General features: G+C 44.8%; 19 protein-coding genes. 14 read left to right on the top strand and 5 right to left on the bottom strand.

From position 1 onward, the window contains the following. The first annotated feature begins 582 nt into the window (after window positions 1–582). The 4 genes from V1L65_RS01265 to fur all read left to right on the top strand — a co-directional run bounded on the left by V1L65_RS01265 (window position 583) and on the right by fur (window position 4,081). On the top strand, window positions 583–1,104 hold the full coding sequence (locus V1L65_RS01265; protein ID WP_331697231.1) for a DUF420 domain-containing protein: 522 nt from the start codon (window positions 583–585) through the stop codon (window positions 1,102–1,104). A gap of 179 nt (window positions 1,105–1,283) precedes the next feature. Next, the gene (locus tag V1L65_RS01260; protein ID WP_331697230.1) at window positions 1,284–2,633 is read left to right on the top strand and encodes a glucose-6-phosphate isomerase; all 1,350 of its coding nucleotides are present in this window, start codon (window positions 1,284–1,286) and stop codon (window positions 2,631–2,633) included. Window positions 2,634–2,679: 46 nt separating this feature from the next. After that, on the top strand, window positions 2,680–3,312 hold the full coding sequence (locus V1L65_RS01255) for a YigZ family protein (RefSeq protein ID WP_331697229.1): 633 nt from the start codon (window positions 2,680–2,682) through the stop codon (window positions 3,310–3,312). 295 nt (window positions 3,313–3,607) lie between these two features. Further along, window positions 3,608–4,081, top strand: a complete 474-nt coding sequence (gene fur, locus V1L65_RS01250) for a ferric iron uptake transcriptional regulator (RefSeq protein ID WP_331697228.1) — start codon at window positions 3,608–3,610, stop codon at window positions 4,079–4,081. Between the two features lie 124 nt (window positions 4,082–4,205). On the opposite strand, the gene V1L65_RS01245 is transcribed toward fur, so the two are convergent. Next, a complete protein-coding gene (locus tag V1L65_RS01245; RefSeq protein ID WP_331697227.1) occupies window positions 4,206–5,003 on the bottom strand; it encodes a Cof-type HAD-IIB family hydrolase in 798 nt (265 codons plus the stop codon). An 87-nt stretch (window positions 5,004–5,090) separates the two neighbouring features. Here V1L65_RS01245 and V1L65_RS01240 point away from each other — a divergent pair, with 87 nt between their 5' ends. The 5 genes from V1L65_RS01240 (at window position 5,091) to V1L65_RS01220 (ending at window position 11,885) form a co-directional block, all read left to right on the top strand. Continuing rightward, window positions 5,091–6,521, top strand: coding sequence for a S41 family peptidase (locus tag V1L65_RS01240; protein WP_331697226.1), 1,431 nt, complete (start codon window positions 5,091–5,093; stop codon window positions 6,519–6,521). A gap of 488 nt (window positions 6,522–7,009) precedes the next feature. Then, the gene (locus tag V1L65_RS01235) at window positions 7,010–7,513 is read left to right on the top strand and encodes a ferritin (RefSeq protein WP_331697225.1); all 504 of its coding nucleotides are present in this window, start codon (window positions 7,010–7,012) and stop codon (window positions 7,511–7,513) included. A gap of 5 nt (window positions 7,514–7,518) precedes the next feature. Further along, a complete protein-coding gene (locus tag V1L65_RS01230; RefSeq protein ID WP_331697224.1) occupies window positions 7,519–8,082 on the top strand; it encodes a GNAT family N-acetyltransferase in 564 nt (187 codons plus the stop codon). A gap of 257 nt (window positions 8,083–8,339) precedes the next feature. Further along, window positions 8,340–9,905, top strand: a complete 1,566-nt coding sequence (locus V1L65_RS01225) for a trypsin-like peptidase domain-containing protein (RefSeq protein WP_331697223.1) — start codon at window positions 8,340–8,342, stop codon at window positions 9,903–9,905. Window positions 9,906–10,031: 126 nt separating this feature from the next. Further along, window positions 10,032–11,885: a B12-binding domain-containing radical SAM protein gene (locus V1L65_RS01220; protein ID WP_331697222.1), complete on the top strand. Its 1,854-nt coding sequence runs from the start codon at window positions 10,032–10,034 to the stop codon at window positions 11,883–11,885. Between the two features lie 807 nt (window positions 11,886–12,692). On the opposite strand, the gene V1L65_RS01215 is transcribed toward V1L65_RS01220, so the two are convergent. The 3 genes from V1L65_RS01215 to V1L65_RS01205 all read right to left on the bottom strand — a co-directional run bounded on the left by V1L65_RS01215 (window position 12,693) and on the right by V1L65_RS01205 (window position 15,346). Further along, window positions 12,693–13,673, bottom strand: a complete 981-nt coding sequence (locus V1L65_RS01215; RefSeq protein ID WP_331697221.1) for a type I phosphomannose isomerase catalytic subunit — start codon at window positions 13,671–13,673, stop codon at window positions 12,693–12,695. Window positions 13,674–13,765: 92 nt separating this feature from the next. Further along, window positions 13,766–14,350, bottom strand: a complete 585-nt coding sequence (locus tag V1L65_RS01210) for a class I SAM-dependent methyltransferase (protein WP_331697220.1) — start codon at window positions 14,348–14,350, stop codon at window positions 13,766–13,768. 30 nt (window positions 14,351–14,380) lie between these two features. Continuing rightward, window positions 14,381–15,346, bottom strand: coding sequence for a TIGR01212 family radical SAM protein (locus tag V1L65_RS01205; protein WP_331697219.1), 966 nt, complete (start codon window positions 15,344–15,346; stop codon window positions 14,381–14,383). Window positions 15,347–15,597: 251 nt separating this feature from the next. Here V1L65_RS01205 and V1L65_RS01200 point away from each other — a divergent pair, with 251 nt between their 5' ends. The 4 genes from V1L65_RS01200 to V1L65_RS01185 all read left to right on the top strand — a co-directional run bounded on the left by V1L65_RS01200 (window position 15,598) and on the right by V1L65_RS01185 (window position 18,639). After that, complete coding sequence (locus V1L65_RS01200; protein WP_331697218.1) at window positions 15,598–15,777, top strand: hypothetical protein; 180 nt, start codon at window positions 15,598–15,600, stop codon at window positions 15,775–15,777. A gap of 200 nt (window positions 15,778–15,977) precedes the next feature. Beyond that, window positions 15,978–16,682, top strand: coding sequence for a tRNA (guanosine(46)-N7)-methyltransferase TrmB (gene trmB, locus V1L65_RS01195; RefSeq protein ID WP_331697217.1), 705 nt, complete (start codon window positions 15,978–15,980; stop codon window positions 16,680–16,682). 89 nt (window positions 16,683–16,771) lie between these two features. After that, complete coding sequence (locus V1L65_RS01190; protein WP_331697216.1) at window positions 16,772–17,554, top strand: arylamine N-acetyltransferase family protein; 783 nt, start codon at window positions 16,772–16,774, stop codon at window positions 17,552–17,554. Between the two features lie 215 nt (window positions 17,555–17,769). Continuing rightward, window positions 17,770–18,639 carry an SDR family oxidoreductase gene (locus V1L65_RS01185; protein WP_331697215.1) on the top strand — a complete coding sequence of 290 codons (870 nt, stop codon included), beginning with the start codon at window positions 17,770–17,772 and terminating at the stop codon, window positions 18,637–18,639. A 129-nt stretch (window positions 18,640–18,768) separates the two neighbouring features. Here V1L65_RS01185 and V1L65_RS01180 read toward each other — a convergent pair whose 3' ends face one another. Further along, a complete protein-coding gene (locus tag V1L65_RS01180) occupies window positions 18,769–20,163 on the bottom strand; it encodes an extracellular solute-binding protein (RefSeq protein ID WP_331697214.1) in 1,395 nt (464 codons plus the stop codon). 230 nt (window positions 20,164–20,393) lie between these two features. Here V1L65_RS01180 and V1L65_RS01175 point away from each other — a divergent pair, with 230 nt between their 5' ends. Further along, window positions 20,394–25,052 carry an S-layer homology domain-containing protein gene (locus V1L65_RS01175; protein ID WP_331697213.1) on the top strand — a complete coding sequence of 1,553 codons (4,659 nt, stop codon included), beginning with the start codon at window positions 20,394–20,396 and terminating at the stop codon, window positions 25,050–25,052. Window positions 25,053–25,088 lie beyond the last annotated feature (36 nt).

Here is a 25,088-nt window from a genome sequence, read left to right as displayed (position 1 = left end):
AGGTTGCTGTTGTACTTGCTTTTGCAAGGGATCGGAGTAATTGATAGTTTCTTATCAAAGTAATGGGTAGTAGGTGTCGATTAATGGCGGGCAACGATTGATAAGCAATGAGAAAGGGGAACGGAGAGCAAGAATGGGAATGGAGAAGCGGCAGCGTCCGCCTTTGTAGGTCAATTTTATCCTTTTCAAGGGTTATTTATCCAAAAAAATTGGACTACAACAGCGGTCGGAATCCCAATCTTGATCGCAGTGGCACTCCTTTCTATTGCTTGTTGCCCTATTCACAATTAATCGAAACACAGAGGCGCTATCTGTGAACAAATGCTCATTTGGGCAGCTTTTATAGCTAATAAGGACTCTGTGATCCGTTACAAGTTTAAATTGCAAAGGTATGCATACATAAACAATAGCTGTTTCTCGACAGGCTCTATTTCTATGCATGAAATCATTAAAAATAGAGCACGATGTAATTTGACATTGTATTGTGACAATATTGGCGGAAAAGCAATTGTACTTGCCATTTCCTTGCGCTAAAGTTAGGAGGGAGAAAAGTTTTAGCATTTGATTGGAGGAAATTCATTAATGAAGGAAAGAAACTATACGCCAATTGTCGCGATTTTGTCAGTTGTGCTCGTCAGTATTGTTGCGGTATTGTTTTTCCTGCCAGCCTACAAAGGCGAGGTTGGATTCGATATTCAAGTTTTGCCGCTGCTAAATGCTATATTCAATAGCTTTACGTTTTTGTTCTTGCTGACAGCGTTAGTGGCAATTATGAAAAAAAATATACGAATGCACCGTACGTTTATATTAGCTGCGTTCGTAACGACCACACTGTTTCTAGCTTCATATGTAACCTACCATTTCTTGTCCGAGTCGACGCCTTATGGCGGAGAGGGGATTTTGCGCGGCATTTATTTTTTTATTTTGCTCACCCACATTTTGCTCGCAATTGTAGTTGTTCCTCTAGCTCTGCTATCGTTATTCCGCGGTCTTGCCAACCAAGTTGACAAGCATCGCAAAATTGCGCGCTGGACGATGCCTATCTGGCTGTATGTCAGCATTACTGGCGTTTTGGTTTATTTGATGATTTCGCCGTACTATTAAATTCGGAAAGCCATTAACAAGCTCATAAATCAAGCATGAAAATAGTGAAAAATGCATAATTATGCAGTCGTTGTCACAGAAAAGAACAATTTTTAAATACTTTTACCGTTTTTCATGCTTGTTTTTACTGATTAAATTCGATATTCTTATTAAAAGTTACTAAGGGGGTATTTACTACAATGACTAAAGCAGTTCATTTTGATTACAGTAAAGCATTGTCCTTCGTAGGACAGCATGAAGTAGATTATTTGAAAGACTCCGTTCGTCTTGCGCATGACCAGCTACATAACGGCACAGGAGCAGGCTCAGATTATCTTGGTTGGATTGATCTTCCAACTAATTATGATAAGGAAGAATTTGCACGTATTAAGAAGGCAGCAGATAAAATTAAATCGGATTCCGAGGTTCTTATCGTAATCGGAATTGGCGGCTCTTACTTGGGCGCTCGCGCTGCGATCGAGATGCTGTCCCATTCTTTCTATAATATTCAAACGAAGGAACAACGCAAAACACCTCAGGTTCTATTTGCGGGCAACAATATCAGCTCAACTTATGTGACTCATTTGCTCCAGCTGCTTGAAGGACGCGACTGGTCGATCAATGTCATTTCCAAGTCCGGAACGACAACAGAACCAGCTATCGCATTCCGTATTTTCCGTGCAGAGCTTGAGAAGAAATATGGCAAAGAAGAAGCTCGCAAGCGTATTTATGCTACAACCGATGCTGCTAAAGGCGCATTGAAAAAGCTTTCCACAGAGGAAGGTTACGAGTCCTTCATCATTCCAGATGATGTTGGCGGCCGTTATTCGGTGCTAACTGCTGTAGGCTTGCTGCCAATTGCTGTTGCCGGCATCGATATCGATGCGATGATGCAAGGTGCTGCTGAAGCTTCCAAGGAATATGCGAATCCTAATCTTGCTGAGAATGAAGCGTATCAATACGCAGCTGTTCGCAACTCGCTGTATCGCAAAGGCAAAGCGATCGAAATTCTTGTCAACTATGAGCCTAACCTGCATTTTGTATCCGAATGGTGGAAGCAATTGTTCGGCGAGAGCGAAGGCAAAGATTTCAAAGGCATCTATCCAGCATCCGTCGATTTCTCAACTGACCTGCATTCTATGGGCCAATTCGTTCAAGAGGGAAGCCGCAACATATTTGAAACGGTTATTCAAGTGGGTGAGGTTGCTGAACATATTACGATTGAGCACGATGCGGATGATCTAGACGGTCTTAATTTCTTGACCGGTAAAACGATGGACTTTGTTAATAAAAAAGCGTTTGAAGGCACATTGCTTGCGCATCAGGACGGACAGGTTCCGAACTTGATCGTAAATATTGACAATATGACGCCTTACACATTTGGTTATCTCGTATACTTCTTCGAAAAGGCATGTGCGCTTAGCGGCTATCTGCTTGGCGTTAATCCGTTCGATCAGCCTGGTGTTGAGGCATACAAGAAAAATATGTTTGCGCTGCTTGGCAAGCCTGGTTTTGAGAAGGAAAAAGCTGAACTTGAAGCTCGCCTATAATATTTATTGCTTATAAAACGATTATTAAGGCAGGGGAAGCTGGCTTATGCTGAAACGTTACGCGACGGTAAGAAGTGAAGCTAGTCAAGAAATTGTTATTAAGCGTTCTCGTTTTATAGGTTATGCCAAGCCTGTTTCAACAGAAGAGGAGGCTGTCGCTTTTATCGAGGAGATTAAGCGGCAACATCGAACGGCAACTCATAATTGCTCAGCTTACGTAGTAGGTGAACGCGATCAATTCCAGAAAGCCTCAGATGATGGAGAGCCCAGCGGGACAGCAGGCAAGCCGATTCTTGAAGTGATTAAGAATAAAGGGCTCAAAAATGTCGCTGTAGTCGTTACCCGCTATTTTGGCGGCATTATGCTAGGGGCTGGAGGTCTTGTGCGGGCATATACGGATGGGGCTGTTGCCGGTATTGAGGCGGCAGAAGAAATTGTATACGTGCTGCATCAGGAAGTATTTGTGGATGTTGACTATACATGGTATGGCCGATTAGAAAATGAACTGCACAACCGGGGGACGAGAGTCGGCGAGGCGCAGTTCACAGATCGTGTGCGAGTACGCTGCTTGCCCGAAATAGATGAGGCCGAACGCTTTGTCGCTTGGATGACGGATTTAACGCAAGGCCAGGCAGATATTACGACCGGCGAACAGCTTTATTTTATAGAAGGCGAGTAACTTTTTCATATAGTAATTAACATTCAGAATAGGCAGGGTGCCTTAACGAGGTGCCCTGTTTTTTTGGTTTTGTAAAAAAGCTCGTATTTGGCGATAAGGTCATGCTGATGGAAGGTGCGTAAGGAGAAGAATAGGTGGAAACTACTGCGGGGCAATTGCTTTTCATTTTAATATTTTAGATAATTCCAAATGATTTCACAAACTGTTGGTTGCGCATTTTGATGAAATAACATAACATTAGATTAGAATCATTATAAAAATAAAATGATCTGACGGATAAGGGGGGATCTATTCAATGAGTATTACGACAGAAATTGATAAAGTAAAACGAAGTCTCATGGAGAATGGCTATAAATTAACGACGCAGCGAGAAATTATTGTACGTGTTTTATTGGAGCATGAAAAGGATCATTTAAGCGCGGAAGATGTCTATATGCTGGTTAAAGAAAAGTTTCCGGAGATTGGTTTGGCGACGGTTTACCGCACATTGGAATTGCTCGCTGAGCTGCATATTGTAGCAAAAATGAACTTCGGCGATGGCGTAGCTCGATTCGATCTCCGAGGGGAAGATCATGAGCATATGCACCACCATTTAATCTGTGAGCTTTGCGGAGCTTTAGAGGAAATCAAGGAAGATTGGCTGGGCAGCCTTGAGCAGCGGCTTGAGGAGGAGTTCGGCTTTAAAGTGCATGATCATCGCCTCGATTTTATCGGAACGTTTAAAGAATGCGAGAATGGCGAGTGCAAGCGCGATATAAAAGCAGTTTAATTAATTTTTGAGCAAAAGAAGCCTCCGGCAGGATGAATATTTCATCTTTGCGGAGGCTTTATTTGATAAAAGCCGGTTTAAGTTTTAGTTATATTAGTTTTTTTATTTTTAATCAGGAATAGGATTATCGATTTAGCACAAACTTTTCAATAACATGCCGTACGCCGTCTTCATTATTCGATAAAGTAACATAGTCCGCAATCGCTTTAAGCTTATCGGTTGCATTGCCCATAGCGACGCCTAGTCCTGCTGCTTCTATCATTTCATGATCGTTCCAGGAATCCCCGATCGCGATCGTCTCTTGCATGGAGCAGCCAAGATGCTCAGCCATGTAGCGGAGTGCATGCCCCTTCGTACCTTCTTTATGAGTAATCTCTAGGTAATGAGGCTTTGATTTTGTAATATGAGCTTCCTCGCCGACAAGTGCCTTAAGCTCTGACTCTACCCGGTCCAGCTTTACTGGGTCATCGATAATGAGCATTTTGCCTAATGGCTTGTCAATCAATTTATTGAAATCAGGCTCGATAATAAAAGGAATTTTGCTGCGATCCGAATATTCTTTAATAATTTCGTTATCTTCCATGCCATATAGCAAATCATCAACGTATAATTGCAGATGAAGGCCGTGCTGCAGGCAGTATTGCTGGATTTGTACGGCTGCTTTAGTTGGAACGTATCTTTCGTACAGTACTTTTCCTTCAAGAAGTGTTTTGACGAGTGAGCCCTGATACGTAATAATAGGAACATTGAGATTAATTTGTTTGGCGATTTGTACGGCGGACGCATACATGCGTCCTGTTGCTAGCGTGACAGTTACGCCAAGATCGATGGCAGCTTTCAAAGCTGCTTTTGTTTCCTCGGATACCGTTAACTGGTCGGATAGCAGAGTGTCATCTACATCCATTGCAATAAGCTTATACATGGTAGTGGTAAAGCTCCCTTCTGATAGCCAAATAACTATATCGCTAATTGTAGCCAATTAGAATCATACATACAAGGAGATGGAGGCATGAATCAATCATTTTCAAACAACCGCAAGCCGCTTTCCCCCTATGCTTTATTTTTAGGGGCGATAGCGATGCTGGTTATAGGCTTTACTATAGGGGTGCTTTGGCTAAGCGCCCGCTATCCGATTATTAAGGAGCCGGAATTCCGGCAGCTTTCTGTTTCCTATAACAAAATTTTGGACGATTTTTTAGAGGGGGCTGAGCCGAGACAGCTCATTAATGGAGCGGCTGAAGGGATGCTGGCCTCGCTTAACGATCCTTATTCCCAGTATATGGTCGGCGAGGCGGGCGAGGCTTACACCCAATCCTTTGAAGATAAATTTTATGGCATCGGAGCAGAAATGAGGCAGGAGGAAGGAGATTTCATTATCACTTCGGTTATCAAGGATACTCCTGCTGAGCGTGGCGGCCTGCAGCCTGGCGATATGATTTTGGCTGTTGACGGGACGGATATTCAAGGCAAATCTTTTCAAGAGCTGCTCAGTATGATCCGCGGGGAGGAAAATACGAAGCTGACGCTTCGCTTCAGCCGTCCTGGAGAAGCCGAGCCGCTTGAAATATCGCTAAAGCGTGCTGCGATACCTGTACATACCGTTACTTCCGAAATGCTGGAAGGAAATATCGGGCATGTTACGATCAGCCGCTTTGCTAATGAAACGGCTGAAGAGTTTAAAACTGAAATTGAAAAGCTGAAAAAAGAAGGCGAGCTGAAAGGACTGCTTCTGGATCTTCGGTCCAATCCTGGAGGCTTGCTTCATACGACGATTGAGATTGCGGATATGCTTATTCCAAACGGTAAAACGATTTTGAATGTCGTCTACAAAAACGAAAGAAGCACAGTAACCTTCAAGTCCAGACAGCAATCGGAATGGACAATACCGATTGTAGTGCTGGTGAATGAACAATCGGCCAGTGCCAGCGAGGTGCTTTCATCGGCATTAAAGGAATCGGCGGATGCTATAATTATCGGTAAAAAAACGTATGGCAAGGGTGTAGTGCAGCAATTCAGGCCTTTCCCTGATGGGTCCGTGTTAAGCTTGACGGAAGCGCAGTGGAAGACGCCAGCAGGCACATGGATCAACAAGGAAGGCGTTCATCCCGATATTGAAGTGGGGCTTCCTGAATATGCGAATTTAAGGCCGCTTGCAATAGGTACCGAGATGAAGGATGGTAGCTACGGCGATGACGTGAAAACTTTGCAGCAAATGCTGCTTGAGCTTGGTTATGGTCCGATCGGGCAGCTCGGTGTATTTGATTCCAGCACTGCAGCAGCTTTGAAAAAATTTCAACGCGATCAGCAGTTGGAGATTACTGGAGCGTTCAATGATAAGACGGGTTATCGCATACTGGAGCTGCTGCGCGAGAAGCTGAAGCATGAAGACAGCCAGCTGCAAGCCGGACAAGAGAAGCTGCAGCAGCTGATTGCCGGTTAGCAGCCGAGCACTGACTAACACTAACTAACACTAATTAACGTGCCGAAAATGGAAGGAGAGCGCCTCACAGCCTTGATAGAGGGCAGGCGCTCTTTTTGATCAATGCTCAGTTATGCAGCGTCCCGCAGCCAATAAGCCCGCCCTGATTTGATGCTAATCCAATAATGCTGTTGAAGTATGGGTAAGTGCTCGTGGGAGCTAAGTACATTTTATGCATCTAGATTCACTTATTTTGCCGAATAAATAATACTAAATGTATTAATAATGATGCGATAGTACACCAATTTTTTCGGTGTTGTTTCCATTCAGGTTGGTTGGTTTAATTAAAATCATGGGGCTATATGTCGAGCATATGATCTAGCATACGTCGAGCATGTATCGAGCATGTGTCGAGCAGATTCAACATTTTATGACGGCATTTGCCGTCCTTTGTTTTTATGTTAAAATAATTATTAGATAACAAAAATAAAAAATAGAGGTGCACAGACATGAATGATACATTGGCTAAAGCATTAAACGATCAGATGAATTTTGAATTTTATTCCGCGCATGTGTATCTTGCCATGGCTGCGTATTGCTCAGCGGATAGCCTTGACGGCTTTGCCAACTTCTTTATTGTACAGGCAGAGGAAGAAAGATTTCATGCAATGAAGATATATAAGTTTTTGAATGATCGCGGCCGCAGGGCAACGCTGCAGGCATTGGGAGAGCCGAATAATGAATACAGCTCCGTGCTGGATGCTTTTGAGCAAGGCTATGCTCATGAGCAAACGAATACGGCCCGCTTTTACCAATTGTCCGACCTTGCCATGAATGATCGCGAGCACGCGACGATTAACTTCTTAAAATGGTTTATTGACGAGCAGGTTGAAGAAGAAGCTTTGTTTGACAGCATTATTAACAAGCTGAAGCGGATTGATAAAGACAGCAACGCCTTTTATATGCTGGACAGTGAATTTGCTGGCCGTTCCTTCTCGCCAGAAGCGGAGTAAGCGATATGATACAATTTGCAAGCAAGCAGGATGCAGATGCGGTTATGCCGCTGCTGCTGGCTGCAATAGGCAATATTGCATATACGCTGTCAGGCACCGAGGATTCCGAGGAAGTATATCGCACGCTTAAGCAATTTTATTTGCTGGAGGATAACCGGTTAAGCTACAAGCATGTGCTTGTAAGCAAGGAGGATGGCCGGGTTGCAGGCATGCTGCTTTGTTATGCGGGGGATCAGGCAGCTTTGCTGGATCAACCGATCGCTCATTATTTAGATAAGATCGGAGCCAGTGAGCAGAAGGAAGCTCTCGTGACGGAGGCGCTGCCAGGTGATTTCTATCTGGACTCAATAGCAGTTGACCGTAATATGCAAGGTCGCGGCATTGCCAAGGAGCTGATGGCTGCATTCGAACAGATCGGCTACCAGCAGCAATTCGACAGGCTGTCGTTAATAGTTGAGCCGGCAAATGATCGAGCATATGAGCTTTATAAAAAACAAGGCTATCAAGAAGATGGTACAATGCAAGTGAGCGGGAAATCTTATATTCGAATGATAAAGCCTTTAACATAAAGCCGGAAGGCAAAGGCATAGTCTGCATGCACAGGCTATGCCTTTTTGAATGTATATTTTTGAATGTATAAAAATAAGATTTATGATAAGCTAGTTCAATAATTCTCCGGTAAATGCGCCATTTCAAAGGTTGTCGAAGCCGTTTATCCTTGCTGGTTTATTTCTGTCTGCACAATATTAACATTTGATAGACAGATAGATTTGGTTAGTGATAGTATTAAAGAATGAGAGATAATAGATGGGAGAACAGGAAAAATATGAAAAGAAACATTGTTGTAAGGGTTTTAAGCTCAACGGTTATTTTAGGAATGCTCTTATTGCCAACTTCCTCTCTTGCTGCTGCGGACGCTGCAGCTGCCAGCACAAGCCGATCTTCGTCCGTATCTACAGCTCCGGCAGTTAATCATTTTGCTTTAAATTTAGTGGTCGATGGCAATCAGCAGAAGCTTAGTGCTCCCATCATTAAGGAAAATGGTGTTACCTATGCACCTATCAAAGAGCTTTCCGACGCATTAAAACTTACATATAGCATAGTAGATTCGACCCAAACAGTCATTACGAAAAAAGGAAACATAACTACGAGCTTCAAGCTTGGCCAGAAGGAAGCGCTCGTTAACGGCAAAAAAGTGAAACTGGATGGAGCTGCTTTTAAGAAAAATAATGTACTGTATACTCCGATTCGAGCATTAGCAGAAATCTATTATGCCGAGGTATCCTGGAACAGCGCTAAAAATGCTATTACAATTATAACTGCAGAATATGCTATAGAGCAGGAACAGCAGGACTGGGAAGAGGTGCAGCAGAGCCGTCCCAAGCTGAGTGCCAAGGAAATTGCCGATATTTACGACGAGAGCGTCGTGATGATTATGACGAATAACAGCCAGGGAAGCGGCGTCGTTATTGATAGCAATTTGATCGTTACCAACTATCATGTAATGAAGGATGTTTCTACAGCTACAGCATACAGCATTTATGGAGATGAGTATAAAATTAAAGGCGTTGTAGCATCTGATAAAAAGGCAGACCTTGCTATTTTGCTGACTGAGGATAGTGATATGGATTTAATGCCGGCAGAGCTTGCATATGGCTTTAATATGAATAAGGGCGACAAGGTGTTTGCGCTTGGCAGTCCGCTAGGTGTACAGAATACGATATCTGAAGGGCTTGTAAGCAATGTTTTTTACGAGGATGGAGCACGCTTGATTCAAATGAGTGCACCAATTGATCATGGAAGCTCAGGCGGCGCATTGTTTGATGAGTATGGCGAGGTCGTGGGCATAACATCATCCGGCTACCCAAATACACAAGCTGATTTGAATTTTGCAGTGTCAGGCTATCATGCTATTGTACTTTATCTGGGCATAACAGAAAATGATTTGAAAAAAGCGGCGTATTTGAAGCATACCTTGCCAGCTTCGCTGGAAGGCAAGCCTTTATCTGAGCTGGAAGCGATTTTGAAGGAACACTACGCTTCCGTCAATACTTCTCATGGCACAGCCAAGTTTTCCAATTGGCAGGCACAGCGTGATCATGAAGGCTGGATCGTATTGACAGCTGATATTGATCCATTGTTTTATTTATACTATGGAAGTGCAGCTAAGGAAGAGCTTAAGCTATGGTCGATCCAACTGGGACATGAGCTTCATCGCATGCTGCCAAAGGATACCATTCAGATGAAGATCTACTTCGAGCGCAGCTACGGTTTCAAACCGCGCGGCCTTGCTGATCAGGAAGTTGCTTCACAGAGCAATGAAACGTGGAAAGTTCGTTATTCGGTTATAGACATGCAGCTTAAGGATCAAATGTATATTCAGATGAGGTAGCAAACATAAGGGGTGCTTAATTCGATGAAAGGGCGAATGAGGCGCCTCTTCTTTTTTGTCCTATAATTCGGTACAATGTAATGATATGAAAGTAATTATATACAAGGATTAGTGAGGGCAATAACTATGAAGGTTGTTTTATCAACATTGAATGCTAAGTTTATTCATACCTCGTTGGCGCTTCGCTGTTTGAAGGCTTACAGCGACCATCAATTCGATATAGAAATAGCCGAGTATACGATAAAGGATCCTGCGATGAATATCGTTTCCGATTTATTTTCCCGCAATCCTGATGTGATCGGCTTCTCTTGCTATATATGGAATATTGAAGAGACGATAACCGTCATTAATATGCTGCGTAAAATCAAGCCGGAGATAAAAATTATTTTGGGCGGCCCTGAAGTAAGCTATGATACGGAATATTGGATGGAACGATTGCCAGAGGTTGATTTTATTATCATTGGCGAGGGAGAAGAAACATTAAATCATTTGCTTACCGAAATTGAAGGCGACAATAAGTATCATATGGTATTCGGCATCGCTTATCGCAAGCAGCTGGAGAATCAGGCTGAGATTTATATTACACCTCCAAGACCGAAGCTGAATTTGAATGATTTGCCATCGCCGTATCGCTTTAAAGAGGATTTGGAAAATTTGGGAAGCAGAGTTGTTTATTTTGAAACGAGCCGCGGCTGTCCGTTCAGCTGTCAATTTTGCCTTTCCAGCATCGAGGTTGGCGTACGTTATTTTGATATAGAAAGAACGAAGGCCGATCTGTTGTATTTGATTGAAAATGGCGCGAAGCTTATTAAGTTTGTGGATAGAACGTTTAACATTAAGCGCGACTATGCGCTCGAAATGTTTAAATTTTTAATTGAAAATCATCAAGGCTGTGTATTTCAGTTTGAGATTACGGCAGATATTATGCGGCCAGAGGTGCTTGATTATTTGGCAGAGCATGCGCCTCCGGGCATTTTCCGTTTCGAAATAGGTGTTCAATCGACGAATGACCCTACCAATCTGGCTGTGCAGAGAAGGCAAAATTGGAACAAGCTGGTGCGTACGGTTACAAAGGTAAGAGATTCGGGGAAAATAGATCAGCATTTGGATCTAATCGCCGGCTTGCCTCTTGAGAACTACGATACGTTCCGCGGCACGTTCAACGATGTGTTTGCCCTTCGCCCTGAGGAGCTGCAGCTTGGCTTTTTAAAAATGCTGCGCGGTACGGGGCTGCGCAAAGACGCAGACAAGTGGGGCTATGTGTACATGGATCAAGCGCCCTATGAAATGCTTGGCAATGACTTAATGCCGTTTAGTGATATCGTTCGTATAAAACGGGTTGAGGACGTGCTGGAGAAATATTGGAACGCACATCGGATGGATCATACGCTTCACTATTTAGTCAACCAAGTATTCGATTCTCCTTTTGACTTCTTCCAGCTTTTCGGCGATTACTGGGAGAGCCAGGGGTGGCAAAAAATCGGCCACCAGCTGGAAGATTTATTCTCTCGTCTATGGCTGTTTTTGCAAACCTTGCCGCAAGAGACTGATGGGCTTGCAGCAATTAATGAGGAAACTCCTATGTTTGCGCCTGAACGTTTGCTGCCGCAGGCGGCAGCACGCTTTGATGCGGATGCGGCGCTGGGCCTCATGCAGCTGGATTATTTCTTGAACCACAAGTATAAGCCGCGCAAAGCTTGGTGGTCATATGTAATGGAGAAGTCGCAGTGGAGCCAATATATGAAGGAGCTTGCACAATTCCCTGAGCAGGTATCTCCTGAGTTTGCCGGCTTGCAGTTGAATGAAAAGCAGCTTCAAAAGCATGCAGTCATTGAAAGAATGCCATTTGATTTATCGGCTTTGCTGGAGCGGGGCGAAATTGATAAACAGAAAAATACGCTGCTGATCGTATTGTACGCGCTGGAACAGGAAGGCAAGCCTTCTTATTTTATGAAGATGCTTGAGCCGGCATCTGTTTAATGAAAGAAAAAGGCTGCTGATTCATGATGGATAACCTCAAACATGATGGTAGCAGCCTGTCCTTTACAAAAGTGTGCTGGTCAACGGCTCAATGTATATGAAATTTCATACACATCACGCTGAAATGCCCCAAAAAACACAATTGTATATGAAAATTCATACAGAATCGGTCTGCGTCACCTCCAAACGGCTCAATGTATATGAAATTTCATACACATCACGCTGAAATGCCCCGAAAAACACAATTGTATATGAAAATTCATATACAATTGGTCGGCACCACCTCAAAATAGCAATAGCGGATCGTGTGTCCAGATAGTTGTTAACTTCAAATTCAGTGGGGCTCAGCGAACGTTTGTTAGTATTTGTCGGTCACTCGTTCCGCTATTTGCCCTTAAAAACACTATTTTTGTTGTTTCGCGGACACTGGTTCCGTTATCGGCCCTTTTTCCGCCCATTTCTAGGTAGTTTTCGTGCAATAGCGGAACGTGTGTCACTTTTAATGAGCATATGAGGGGATTTCGGCGCAATAGCGGATCGTCTGTCCAGATAGTTGTCGACTTCAAACACTGATGGGGGCTCAGCTAACGTTTGCGTTTATTTGGCGGTCACTCGTTCCGCTATTTACCCTAAACACTATTTTTGTTGTTACGCGGACACTGGTTCCGTTATTGGTCCTTTTTCCGTCCATTTTACTATGCAAACTTTGAACTAGCTCACGTTAGCGCGTAATGCGCTAACGTGTTTTTGTTTGCAGGCAATGGCTCATTAATTTGTCCAACTGGCTGTTATATATTTATATTGCAACTACTTTACGTCAGGAATAATACTTCGCAGTACAGTCATATGACCATCCAGCTCATATTGCCCAAGCGTAGCCGGCAGCAGGAAGCAATCTCCAGCGTTGGCTGCAATAACGCCGTCTGGCCAGCGCAGCAGCCCGCTGCCCTCGGCTACGATTAGGATGACACAGCTTGAAGCATGGGTCGATAAAGTCCAAGCCGCCTCGACAACACCTTTATCTACGGAAAAGTAAGGGGAAGCTGCAATGGTCAGCCAATTATTCGGCTGGGCAGCAGCCGTCTTCATGCGAGCCGCTCCCGCACCATTGTAGGCGATAACATTGAGCGAGTCTTCAATATGCAGCTCGCGCAGCTGTCCGTCAAGCCCCGGGCGATTGTAGTCGTAAAGGCGGTATGTTGTGTCCGAATTTTGTTGAATTTCAGCTACTACGACACCCGAGCAAAGTGCATGTACCGTGCCTGCCGGGATATAAAATGCATCACCAGCCTCAACTGGCACGATGTTCATCACATCGGTTATGCTTCCGTTGGCAATTGCTTGCTCCAATGCGGCGCGGTCTATACTTTCCTTTAGGCCATATATGATGCGAGCGCCTGGCTTGGCGTCCAGCACATACCACATTTCTGTTTTGCCAAGCTCGCCTGCTGGCAATTGCTCATAGTGATCATTCGGATGTACTTGGATAGATAGATCATCATTGCAATCGAGCAGCTTGATGAGCAGAGGGAAGCGGCTGTTTTTTTCTGAAAAGCCGCTTCTGCCAAACCATTCCTTGCCGTAGGCTTCGCGAATTTGATCCAGTCCTTGGCCTGCGAGCGGTCCGTTGGCTACGGTAGTAATACCGTTAGGGTGGTCGCTGATCATCCAGCCTTCGCCAATAGCGCCGTCCGGCAGCTCCAGCCCAAAACGCTCCAGTGCTTTTCCGCCCCATATTCTTTCTTTCATTACAGCTTTAAATTGCAAAGGATAAGGTTTAATCGTCATGGAAATTCGCTCCTTTTACATAATTAAGTAGTAAGTTGAATTAGTTCAATCATTAAGAAAATTAGCTGCAAGCTAGCTCGTATTCCACTAAGCTATGCGTTGCGTCGTTCAATTGCAATTAGATAAGGGGAATTGGCCCGCTGCAGCTGGCGGTAAATGACTGCCTGCGCTTGATCGGTAGGCAGTGCAGCAGCCCAGCTTTCAACCGCCTGCGCTTCCTCAAGGCCGCCTTCATGGCCGGGGTAAAGCATGCATGTAATAATGCCGCCGCGGCGCAGCAGCTGCAGAGAAGCTTGCAGCGCAGCAATCGTACTTGCAGGCTCGGTAATGACGGTTTCATTGCCGCCAGGCAAATAGCCTAAATTAAACATGATAGCGGCAATTTTGCCATGCTCTATATGAGGAATATAATCAGCCATGCTGGAATGGCTGTCAAGCACAAGCTTCGGGCGGGTAATGTGCTGCTGTTCAATAAAAGGCTCCAGCCGTTTGGCTGTGCGATCGAGCGCCTCCTGTTGAATATCGAACGCATAAACCGTGCCGTTTGCGCCGACAAGCTGCGCGAGCGCGAGTGTATCTACTCCGCCGCCTGCGGTAGCGTCAATTACAATATCACCTGAACCTGCGCGCTCTGCAATCCATTTATGCGCAGTGCTGAGTACAGATAAAAAGCCCATTGCAAGTCTCCTTTAATTCGTGCTATACGTTTATGTTTGCGCAGGCGGTGCCCACAGCTTGCCTTGCCAAGTATCGCGCCGCTTCAGTTCAGCGTCTATGCTGTTGAGCACTTCCCATTTTTTCATGCTCCACATCGGGCCGATCAGCAAATCTCGAGGCGCATCGCCAGTCAAGCGGTGCACAATCATATGTGGCGGCAAAATTTCAAGCGTGTCAATAATGAGCTTAATGTACTCATCCTGCTCCAGAAAGCGCAGCAAGCCTGCTTCGTACTGGCGCACCATAGGCGTCTTGCGCATAAGATGTAGCAAGTGAATTTTAATGCCCTGCACATCCATCTGCGCCACCGCGCGTCCTGTTTCGAGCATCATGTCATGCGTCTCTTGCGGCAAGCCGTAAATAATATGCGTGCATACGCGTATGTTACGCTCGCGCAGACGACGCACAGCGTCCTCATAGCTAGCTGTATCATGGGCGCGATTAATTAAATCAGAAGTCGATTCGTGGATCGTTTGCAGCCCCATCTCTATCCATAGGTAGGTACGTTCATTCAGCTCGGTCAAATAATCAACGACATCGTCAGGCAGGCAATCAGGGCGCGTAGCTATTGACAAGCCGACTACTCCGGGCTGCTCGAGAATGACTTCAAAATATTCACGCAGTTCCTCAACGGGAGCATACGTATTGGTATAGGCCTGAAAATAGCCGATATATTGAGCTTTGGGCCATTTTTGATGCTGCCTGTCGCGTATCGTATTGAACTGAGTGACCAGATCATCCCGTCTGCTGCCGGCAAAATCGCCTGAGCCTCGAGCGCTGCAAAACGTACAGCCGCCTTTGGCGATGGAGCCGTCCCGATTCGGACAGGTAAATCCGGCATCGAGCATGACCTTGAATATTTTTTGGCCGAATTGCTCGCGCATTTCGTAGTTCCATGTATGAAATCTTTTATCTCCCCACAGGCTTGGCTGCATAGGAGCGTCCAAATTAATCATGAGGCGTAGATTCACCTTTCTATAATCACTTCCAACCTAATATATTTTAACGAAAATTATGTATAAATGCTATTGGAAACGTGGTGTTGCAGCGGCGAAATTTTTTTTTTGAATCGGCAGGCAAATTGAAAACCCTTACATCATATGCTATAATATCAGTATATTAATGCAATATTAGTTCTCGCAGCTCTCTCCAATTACTAGTCGCGAATTCCAATCTATATATGAATGAATGGATGAGGTGATGCTCTATGGGTAATTACGTTAAGGTGCCTAATGGCGAGGAACAAATAACAATCCAGCTCACGAAGAAGGAGCTTATGGCGTTAACTGGTGTCAGGTTTCAAGAGGATCGCTCGATCGAGCGCTCTGCACGCAAGAAGCTGCAGATGGCCATTGAAGACATTTCCAAGCATGCTGCAGAATCATGATTTACGTATGGAAAGCTTTTGATATAAGATTTATGAAGCGAGTCGCTGCCATGTGCAGCGGCTCTTTTTGAAATTATAAAGGTTAAAATTAACTTTACAAAAGATACGTAGTTAGGCACAATGAAAAGAACTAGAATAGTTATACGAAAGCCATTATAATGAATGCTTAAGTGTTATCTTAATTGGAGGAATAAAACAGTATGCGTTTAAGAGGTAGAAAAGGTATAGTAGAAAGTCTGGAAAGTCAACCGGAACTGGTCGTGCTCGACGGTAGTGCGTACAAAGGAAGATGGCGCGAGTTTTTCGGCAACGACAATCCGATTTATGTAGAGCTTGGCATGGGCAAAGGCAGATTTATTGCACAAATGAGCGTAAATCATCCGGATATTAATTTTATCGGTGTAGATATATACGATGAGCTGCTTCGCCGCGCAAGCGAAAAGGCCCGTACTTTACGCGAGGAGGCTGGCATTTCTGAAGCTCGAAATCTAGCGCTGCTGCGTGCTAATATTGAACATATCGAAACGATGTTCGAGCCCGGTGAACTGGAGCGCATTCATTTGAACTTTAGCGATCCTTGGCCAAAGAGCAAGCATGCAAGACGCAGGCTGACGCATCAAAACTTTTTGAAAAAATATATACAAATTCTTAATGATCGTGGAGAAATCCATTTCAAAACCGATTCGATGTCTTTGTTTGAGTTTTCACTTAACTCGTTTACTGATTTGGAGCTTGTGCTGCGAAATATTTCTTTGCATCTGCATAAAGACGGTCCGCGTGAGGATCTTGTTTTTACAGAATACGAAATGAAATTTATGGAGCAAGGCATGCCGATTTACCGTCTGGAGGCTGTAATCGGGGCAGAAGCGCTGCGCAAGCACCGCGAGGAAAAGGACAAGCACTGACCTTTGTAACAATTAAAAAAAGCAAAGCACATCTGGTTAGCTGTGGGAAAGGCAGCCATTGCCGTGCCATAATCAAAGGAGATAATGCGATGAATGAACAAAAAGGTAAGCCTACTCCTCAGATTGATGCTTATTTGCAAAGAATTGGTTATTCGGGTCCATTAGACGGAAGTGAAACGACTTTATTTGCGCTTCAAGATTGCCATCTTCATACGGTGCCATACGAGAATCTGGATATTTTGGATGGCGTTCCGCTTTCCCTTGAAATTTCGGACTTATATGACAAAATCGTTGTGCGCAGACGCGGGGGCTACTGCTTTGAGCTGAACGCCTTATTCGGCTGGCTGCTTCGAGAGCTTGGCTATAAGGTAACGGATTTGTTCGCCCGTTTTTGGCGGGACGAGCCGAATACGCCGCCGAAGCGCCGTCATCATGTCATTATGGTGGAATTGAATGATGAAAAGTACTTATGCGATGTAGGCGTAGGTGGCATTGTTCCCCGAACGCCAGTGTTAATGGAGGAGCTAAAAGAATGCCAGCAAGGAGATGAATGCTATCGTTTGGAGCGGGACGCATACTTTGGCTGGGTATTGTGCGAGCTGAATCACGGGCAGTGGAGCCGCATTTATTCTTTTACCGAAGAGCCTCAATTAGCGAAGGACTATTATATGGCATCTTATTGGTGTGAGCATGCGCCAGATTCCATCTTTACCCAGGTTAAAATGGCAGCTGTACGAACCAGGGAAGGACGCAATACGATCGCCGGCGATCAATTTCGAATTTTCACCGACCAAGGTGTTGACACGTTTACGCCAAGCACGGAAGAAGAGTATAAGGATGCGCTTCGCACTTATTTTGGCATTATCAAATAAATAGCAATCGGTTTTATATCGCCTATGAGCAGCCTGGATCGGTCAGAGCAGCTCATAGGCTTTTTATTGTCGCGGAGCTTTAGGAAATAGCGATAATGTTGATTAATAGAAATGATTGTTCAAAAGCAAGCTGCACCATTCAGCTTTTTGTGCAAGGAGTAATAGTCGTTTAACTGGGAAATAGTAGGGGTATATAGGTAAGAAGGAGTGATTTTATGACTAATTCTCAAGCTCAACAGCCCCAATTTCCGCCGCAGCATCAAAACCAGCAGCCCGGCATTGAGGCGCAAATGAATCCGCTGCCTGTCTACGAATCTGCAAGCTACAAAGCTGCAGAAAAGCTTTCAGGCAAAGTAGCGATTATTACTGGAGGAGACAGCGGCATAGGGCGCGCTGTCGCCATTGCTTACGCCAAGGAGGGTGCCTCGCTATGCATTGTTTATTTGAACGAGCATGAGGATGCCAAACAGACGGAGGCAGCGATTGTCCAGCTTGGAGGGCAATGCTTATTGCTCGCCGGCGATGTGGGCGATCAGGCCTTTTGCAATCAAGCTATAAAGCAGGCCGTCGACAGATTCGGCAAGCTGGATATTGTAGTCAATAACGCTGCAGAGCAGCATGTTCAGCAAAAGCTGGAGGATATAACAGCTGTGCAATTAACGAAAACTTTTCAAACAAATGTATTTGCGATGTTCTTTTTGACTCAAGCTGCTTTGCCGCATTTGAAGCAAGGGGCTGCTATTATTAATACAGCTTCTATAACTGCTTACCGGGGCAGTCCAACGTTAATTGACTATTCCTCTACGAAGGGTGCTGTAGTATCCTTTACTAGAGCGCTGGCAGCAAATTTGGCCGGAGCCGGCATCAGAGTAAACGGAGTGGCGCCTGGTCCGATCTGGACACCGCTTATTCCTGCCTCCTTCGACGCGCAGGCTGTCACTACTTTTGGGTCCGATACGCCGATGAAGCGGGCAGGACAGCCGCATGAGCTGGCTGCAGCCTATGTGTATTTAGGTTGTGACGACTCCAGCTTCGTGTCGGGTCAAGTGATGCATATTAATGGTGGGGAAGTTGTAAATGGTTAATTCATCCGTGGCTTTTTAAAAGAAATTACAACCGAAAAAAGCTCTGTTCGTAAAAAGTGCTGGAAAGCAGCTTTTATGCGACAGAGCTTTTTTATATAAGTTTTGTACGTTTGCCTTTTTTATCATGCATCAATAAACGCCTAAATCGTTTTTTAATCGCGCGATCAGCGTTTCTTTCTCCTCAATCCCCATCCAATACCTGTTCATTATATTTAACAGCTGCTTGCTTTCATCCTGCTTTAAATGCAGGTCGGATAAAGAAGCAAATGTATGGCTGATTTGCCGGTACAGTTCAAACTGCTGCGGCCGGTAGGCTCGTTCCTCGCCCTCCCACTCTGCGGCCTGCATATGCGCGGGAATGCTGTAGGTACGCTGACGTACATGGAGCATAGCCTCGTAAGAGGCCATAAAACTAATAAAAGCTTTGGCTGCTTCCTTCTGTTTGGACTTGCGGTTTGCCGCAAATCCAATCGAGAGGAGCAAGGTGCGCGGCGTGTGAACATAGGGCAGCGGAGCGATATCAAACGGGAAATCAATATGCTGCGTCTTATTTAAGTTAAAATAGGTCGTCATCATAATGGATACCTTCTGTTCAGCGAACAGCTGCTCCACATTTATATCATTTTCAGACATCAGCAGATTAGAGAACAGATTATGGCGATGAATCAGATCGTAGCAGGTCTGAATGCTGTCTATAACGGCAGAATCTGAGAAATCTGCTCTCTCGCTCTTGTCATTCTGGAAATTTATGCCGCTTTGCAGTAAAAAGATAGGCCATCTATTGTTTGTAGCAGGATAAAAGTAGAAAGCAAGCTTTGTAGGGTCTTTTCTTTCAAGCTCATGGATAAAAACCATAAATTGCGCCCACGTCCAATCGTGAGAAGGCTCTGGCATCTGCTGCTCCTGCAGCTGTTTTTTGTTATAACATAAAATGACCGGCGAAAAGATGAACGGCTGAGCATAAAGCTGATTGTTTTGCTGGAACAGGGAAGGCAAGTAGGGATAGATGCTTGAAGCTGCTGATATTGGCTCAAAGATTTCACCCAGATTATCATGTTGTTCGACATATTGTTGAAAATTGATTTGGTTAATAGCAAGTACGTCTACAATTTCATTATTTAAGTAATAGCTTGTCGTTTCATAATAATTCTCATATTGAAGCGGTATAGTTTGTACGTGAATATGCGGGTATTTGATTTGAAAGAGCTCGATTAAGCTTGTAAAATCAGCGTCACTGTTTAACGAAGGATAGTAGCCTATCGTAATTGTAATAACGGCGTGCTCCGTTCGCTCCTTGATTCGGATGCCGATTCGGGGCAGACGTTCGATTAGCGATTCTGCGACAAGCTGGTCGAGCCCTTTTTGAACAGAATTGATGCTCAATGCATATTGTTTGCCAAGCTGCTGGATGGATGGGAGAAAATCGCCGCCTTGCCATTTTCCTGTAACGATTTCAGTGCGCAGCGAATGAACCATTTCTTCCAAACGATCGCGAAATGTAGTACGGCTGGGTTTAGATTGCAACGATATTCTTCCTTTCATAATGGGTAATGCGACAGTTAATTATTTACATCATTATAAGTAATAACGTTTATAATGTCCAAAATTCCTTTAAAAACCGCGTTGACAGCGCTTACTAAAGTCATGTATCATGAAAGATATGATACAGATATGATACAGTAGTTATACTGAAGTATGAAGGAGGCAAACGACATTTTATTTTGTGATTTAATAATTAAAAAGGAAGTGACGAGATGAAGAAAAATCGATTAACATGCTGGACGGCTATCGCTCTTTGTTTTACTCTAATTTTGGGAGCGCTCCCTTTTGGAGCGAAACATGTCGCGGCCGCGGAGACGCCCGCATCGCAATTGTTGAATCCAAATTTTGAGCTGGAGCTTGAAGAAGGAAAAATTCCCGGCTGGAGCGTAGATCCTGCAACAGCAGCAAATGGAACGATAGAACTTAGTAGCGATATAAAGAGAAATGGCAATTATAGCATGCTTTTTTGGGATAAAACAGAAGGTAGCCCTTCTTCTTCCGGTGTTCCTGGAACGGGTCATTTTCGCGTTCTGAGCAACCCGATAGCCGTTTCAGCGGGGGATACAGTTACAACATCGGCTTATGTGTATAAACTGGATTCCGCACACCAATCTCATGGCGTTCAGCCTGCTATTCATTTCTATAATGACGCGGATCAAGAATTAACGATCGCCTTTCTAAACTACGGCAAAGGAAGCGTGCCGGTAAAAGATTGGAAGCTACTGGAGGTTTCAGGTACAGCCCCTGCTAATACCGCCTATATAAAAGTCGGGTTGTATTCCGGATTTCCCAGCATAACGAAGCTTTATGTAGATGATTTCAATGTTAATATTGATTCGCCAGCGCCGCCGGAAGAAATTCCGACTGAACTGAACAACCCGAGCTTTGACTTGCCGCTTGACAATGGCGGCATCCCGGGCTGGACGCTGGGAAGCGGCACAAATGGACAGTTTGAGTTAAGTACAGAAGTTTACCGCAGCGCGCCGCAAAGCCTGTATTTCAAAGATGCTTCCGATCAAGACGGATTGCGTGTTATGAGCGATAAATTTGCTGTCAAGGAAGGGTATTCACTTTATTCATCGGCATATGTCTACGTGATTGAGCAGTCGCACAATATTGTAGGCGAAGTATACTATTACTCTTCGCAAGGTACGCAATTGGATGCGAAAACCGATTCGTTTGGCGCTGTAACGCTCGGCAATAAAGTGTGGACCGAAATGAGCATGTTTTCTACTGTTCCGGCCGGAGCAGCATATGCCAAAATTGCGCTATATTCTGGCGGAGTCAGCAACACGGAGGCATATTTCGATGATCTATCCTTTACGCTGCTGCCTCCTGAAGAACCCCTTGATCGTAATTATGGCGCACCAGTAGATCTTGGTCCCATGGTTAAAGTGAATTTAGGGCAAGCTGGGGCTGTTCAGACAAATGCCGAGGGCGAGAATGAAGTATATTTCGTGACGAATGGTTTGCCAGGAACCTTTTACGTGTTGGACGGGGAAACTGGAGTTATGAAATTTAAAGAGGATATTCCGAATACCGAGGCCACGTGGGCGATGACAGTCGGCTCAGATAAAAATGTTTATTTTGCAGGTACAGGGGATGGCAAGCTGTATCGCTATTTGCCGGCGGAGAAGCGGGTGGAAAGCCTTGGCTACAACACGGCTGACAATTGGGTGTGGGATATTGAAGAAATAGACGGCAAAATTTACGGCGGCACTTATAACAGTAAGACGCACGGAAAGCTGTTTGAGTATGATATCGCGAGCCAGAAGTTCCGCAGCTACGGAACGGTCCAGCTGGGCCAACAATATGTGCGCGGAATTGCTGTAGATGAGCAGTATATTTACGCAGGTCTTGGAACGACCGTGCAATTATTTAAAGTGGATCGTGTTACAGGTGAAAAAACAGAAATCCAAATTCCAGGCCACAGCGGAGAAACAAATTCGATTGCTGATGTCTTTAAAGTTGGAAATAAGTTGTTCGTATCTGTAAGTACAATTAACATGGTCGTGCTGGATTTGGATACGAATACGATTGATAGTGAATTCCAATACAGCAATATGATTTCGGAGCCTTATCCTGAAGACCCGAATTTGATTTACTATAAATATTTAACAAAGCTATATAAATATGATATTGCGGCGAAGAAATCGACCGAGATTCAACTTTCGATTCCGTTGCCGGATACGACGCGTGTCAAGGATCTGTCCTGGATTACGCCAAAAAGCGGCGAAAAGGCTGGGAAATTGGTGCTTGCAATGGTTACGCAATATGGGGAATACATGCTGTATGACCCTGTTGATAATTGGGTAAGCCTTATCGAGCTTGAGATTGATCCGCAGCCTGTACGCATTCAAGGCGTTGAGACGGGAATTGACGGCAGAATGTATATGGGCGGTTATCAGCGCGGCATGAGCATTTATAATCCTTTTACGAATCAAATCGATGTGAATATATCTTCATTTGCCCAGCCGGAAGGAATCGGCTTTTTGAATGATAAAGTTTATTACGGTACTTATGTTGCAGCTGTCATGTACAGCTTTGATCCGAAAAAGCCGGTCGAGCTTAACAAAAACCCGGAGCTGGAGTATCAAATCTCGCACCAGGACCGCCCATTTGCCATTACGTCCGGCGATAACAAGCTATTCGTAGGCACTGTGCCGGATTACGGAGTTTTGGGAGGCGCGCTGGCTATATATGAGGAACAAACAGATACCTGGTCCCAATACGATCAAGTTGTAAATAACCAGAGCATTATTGGCCTCGCTTATAAGGATGGGTTGTTATATGGCGGTACCTCAGTATGGGGAGGACTAGGCATAGATCCTTCCGAGCCTGAAGCAAAACTATTTGTTTGGGATGTGGAAGGCGAGCGAAAAATTAAAGAGCTAACCTTGAATATTCCTGGCATTGATAAAACGCCAAAAATGATTGGTGAATTGTCCTTCGGTCCGGATGGACTGCTTTGGGGCGCTGTTGAAGGAACGATTTTTGCTATGGATGTGTCTACGATGGAAATTGTAAAAAGCAAAGTGATCCGTCCAAGCACTTATAATACTAGCAAATGGATGCCATATCATCTGAGATGGGCGCCAGACGGCATGCTGTATACGACGCTGTCGCGCAAAATTATTGCAATCGATCCAGAGACATTGAAATATAAAGTGATCGTGGACAATTTCTTGAACAGTATGACGATTGGCATCGATGGAAGCATTTATTACGCACCGGATGCAGGGGTCAGCTTATCCAAAATTGCGATTCCGCAAACGGATGCAACATTGTCCTCCATAACTGTAGACGGGAAAGCGATGACAGGATTCTCGCCGGGTATTTTGAATTATGAGCTGAAGACTTTAGGCTCAGCCGTTATTGAAGCTTCGCCGGCGCAAGCAGGCTCGACAGTCAGCGTTGATGACCGGCGCAAGGCTGATCGTGGTATTCAGATTCATGTAACTGCGCCCGACGGAAAATCTTCGCTGAAATACCAAATCAATTGGCGGGAAGCGACTGAGCTTGAGCTGGCGATTGATCAAGCGATCGCAGCGATCGATGCTTTGCCTGCAGCAATCAAGCTGTCAGATAAAGCGGCTGTAGCTGCAGCACGGGCGAAAGTAGTGGAAGCTATCGAATTAGGCGCCTTGGAAGAAGATATAACGAATCTAAATGTGTTGGCTGCTGCCGAGGCGAAGATAGCGGCGCTTGAGGCTGCAAGTATAGGCGGTCCTCCTATCGTGATAGACACGTCTGGCATTAATGTAAATGGGGAGCAGCTTGTTATAAGCAGCAAAGCGTTGCAGCAAGCTTCGGGCGATCAAGCAGTGCTCATTGCCGTTCCTGAATCTGTCAATCAAATTATTTTGCCTGTAAATGCAGCCGAGGTGCTTGGTTCGAAACACTTGCAGCTGCAAAGAGAGGATTTCATGTTGGATATACCTTCGTCAGTGCTGGAGCAATTGCTGCAGCAAGCAGATAGCACAAAGCTGGCAGACAGTTTAATTGAGCTGAATATAGCTAAGCTGACCGGGGATGCGGCTGCTAAACTGATGGAACAGCTGGCGCGCTTCAGCTCTGCTTCGCTAGCAGGCAGCATATATGATTTTAGTCTTACCTGGGTTGCCAAAGATGGAAATAGCATAAGCCTGGCGCAGTTCAAGGAGCCGCTTGCTATTCATGTAAAGCTGGATTCAAGCTTGAATCCGAAGCGGGCTGGAGCTTATTATATCAAAGATAATGGCAGCTTAGAATTTATAGGCGGAACCGTGCAAAATGGCGTACTTTCCGCTAGTATTTACCATTTCAGCAAGTATGCATTCCTGGAATACAATAAGTTTTTTACTGATGTAGCTGAGTCGCATTGGGCAAAAGAGGCTATTGAGCTGCTGGCTGCAAAGCATATGATTACAGGCACGAGCCTGTCGACCTTCTCGCCAGAGCGCTCGATTACCCGAGCAGAGTTTACTTCTTTAATTGTAAGAGCACTAAAGCTTGAAGAAAGAACGGAATTGGCATTTACCGATATATCGAAGGACGACTGGTATGCAGAAGCTGTAGCCAAGGCAGTAGCGGCGGGTCTTGTTAAAGGAAAGAGCGAAGCTAAATTTGATCCAAATGGCAGCATAAAAAGAGAAGAAATGGTTGTTATATTAATGCGCGCATATGCTATCAACTTTGGCGGAGAGCTTGACGGCAGCAAGCTGACGGCTTTTAGCGATGAAGCGGAAATATCCGAATGGGCGCTTGACTACGTAAGAGCGGCAACAACTCTTAAGCTGATCAACGGCCGCACCGAGCATAAATTCGTTCCTCACGGCATAACAACAAGAGCTGAAGCGGCAGCTTTGCTGCAGCGCATATTCGTTCCATAATTTCAATCCTTGTCCCAGAATGTTATAATAAATAAA

Source organism: Paenibacillus sp. IITD108 (genome assembly GCF_036541265.1).
Taxonomy (GTDB): domain Bacteria; phylum Bacillota; class Bacilli; order Paenibacillales; family Paenibacillaceae; genus Pristimantibacillus.
Note: the sequence above shows the minus strand (reverse complement) of the source record. Positions and strands in the feature narration are given on the sequence as shown.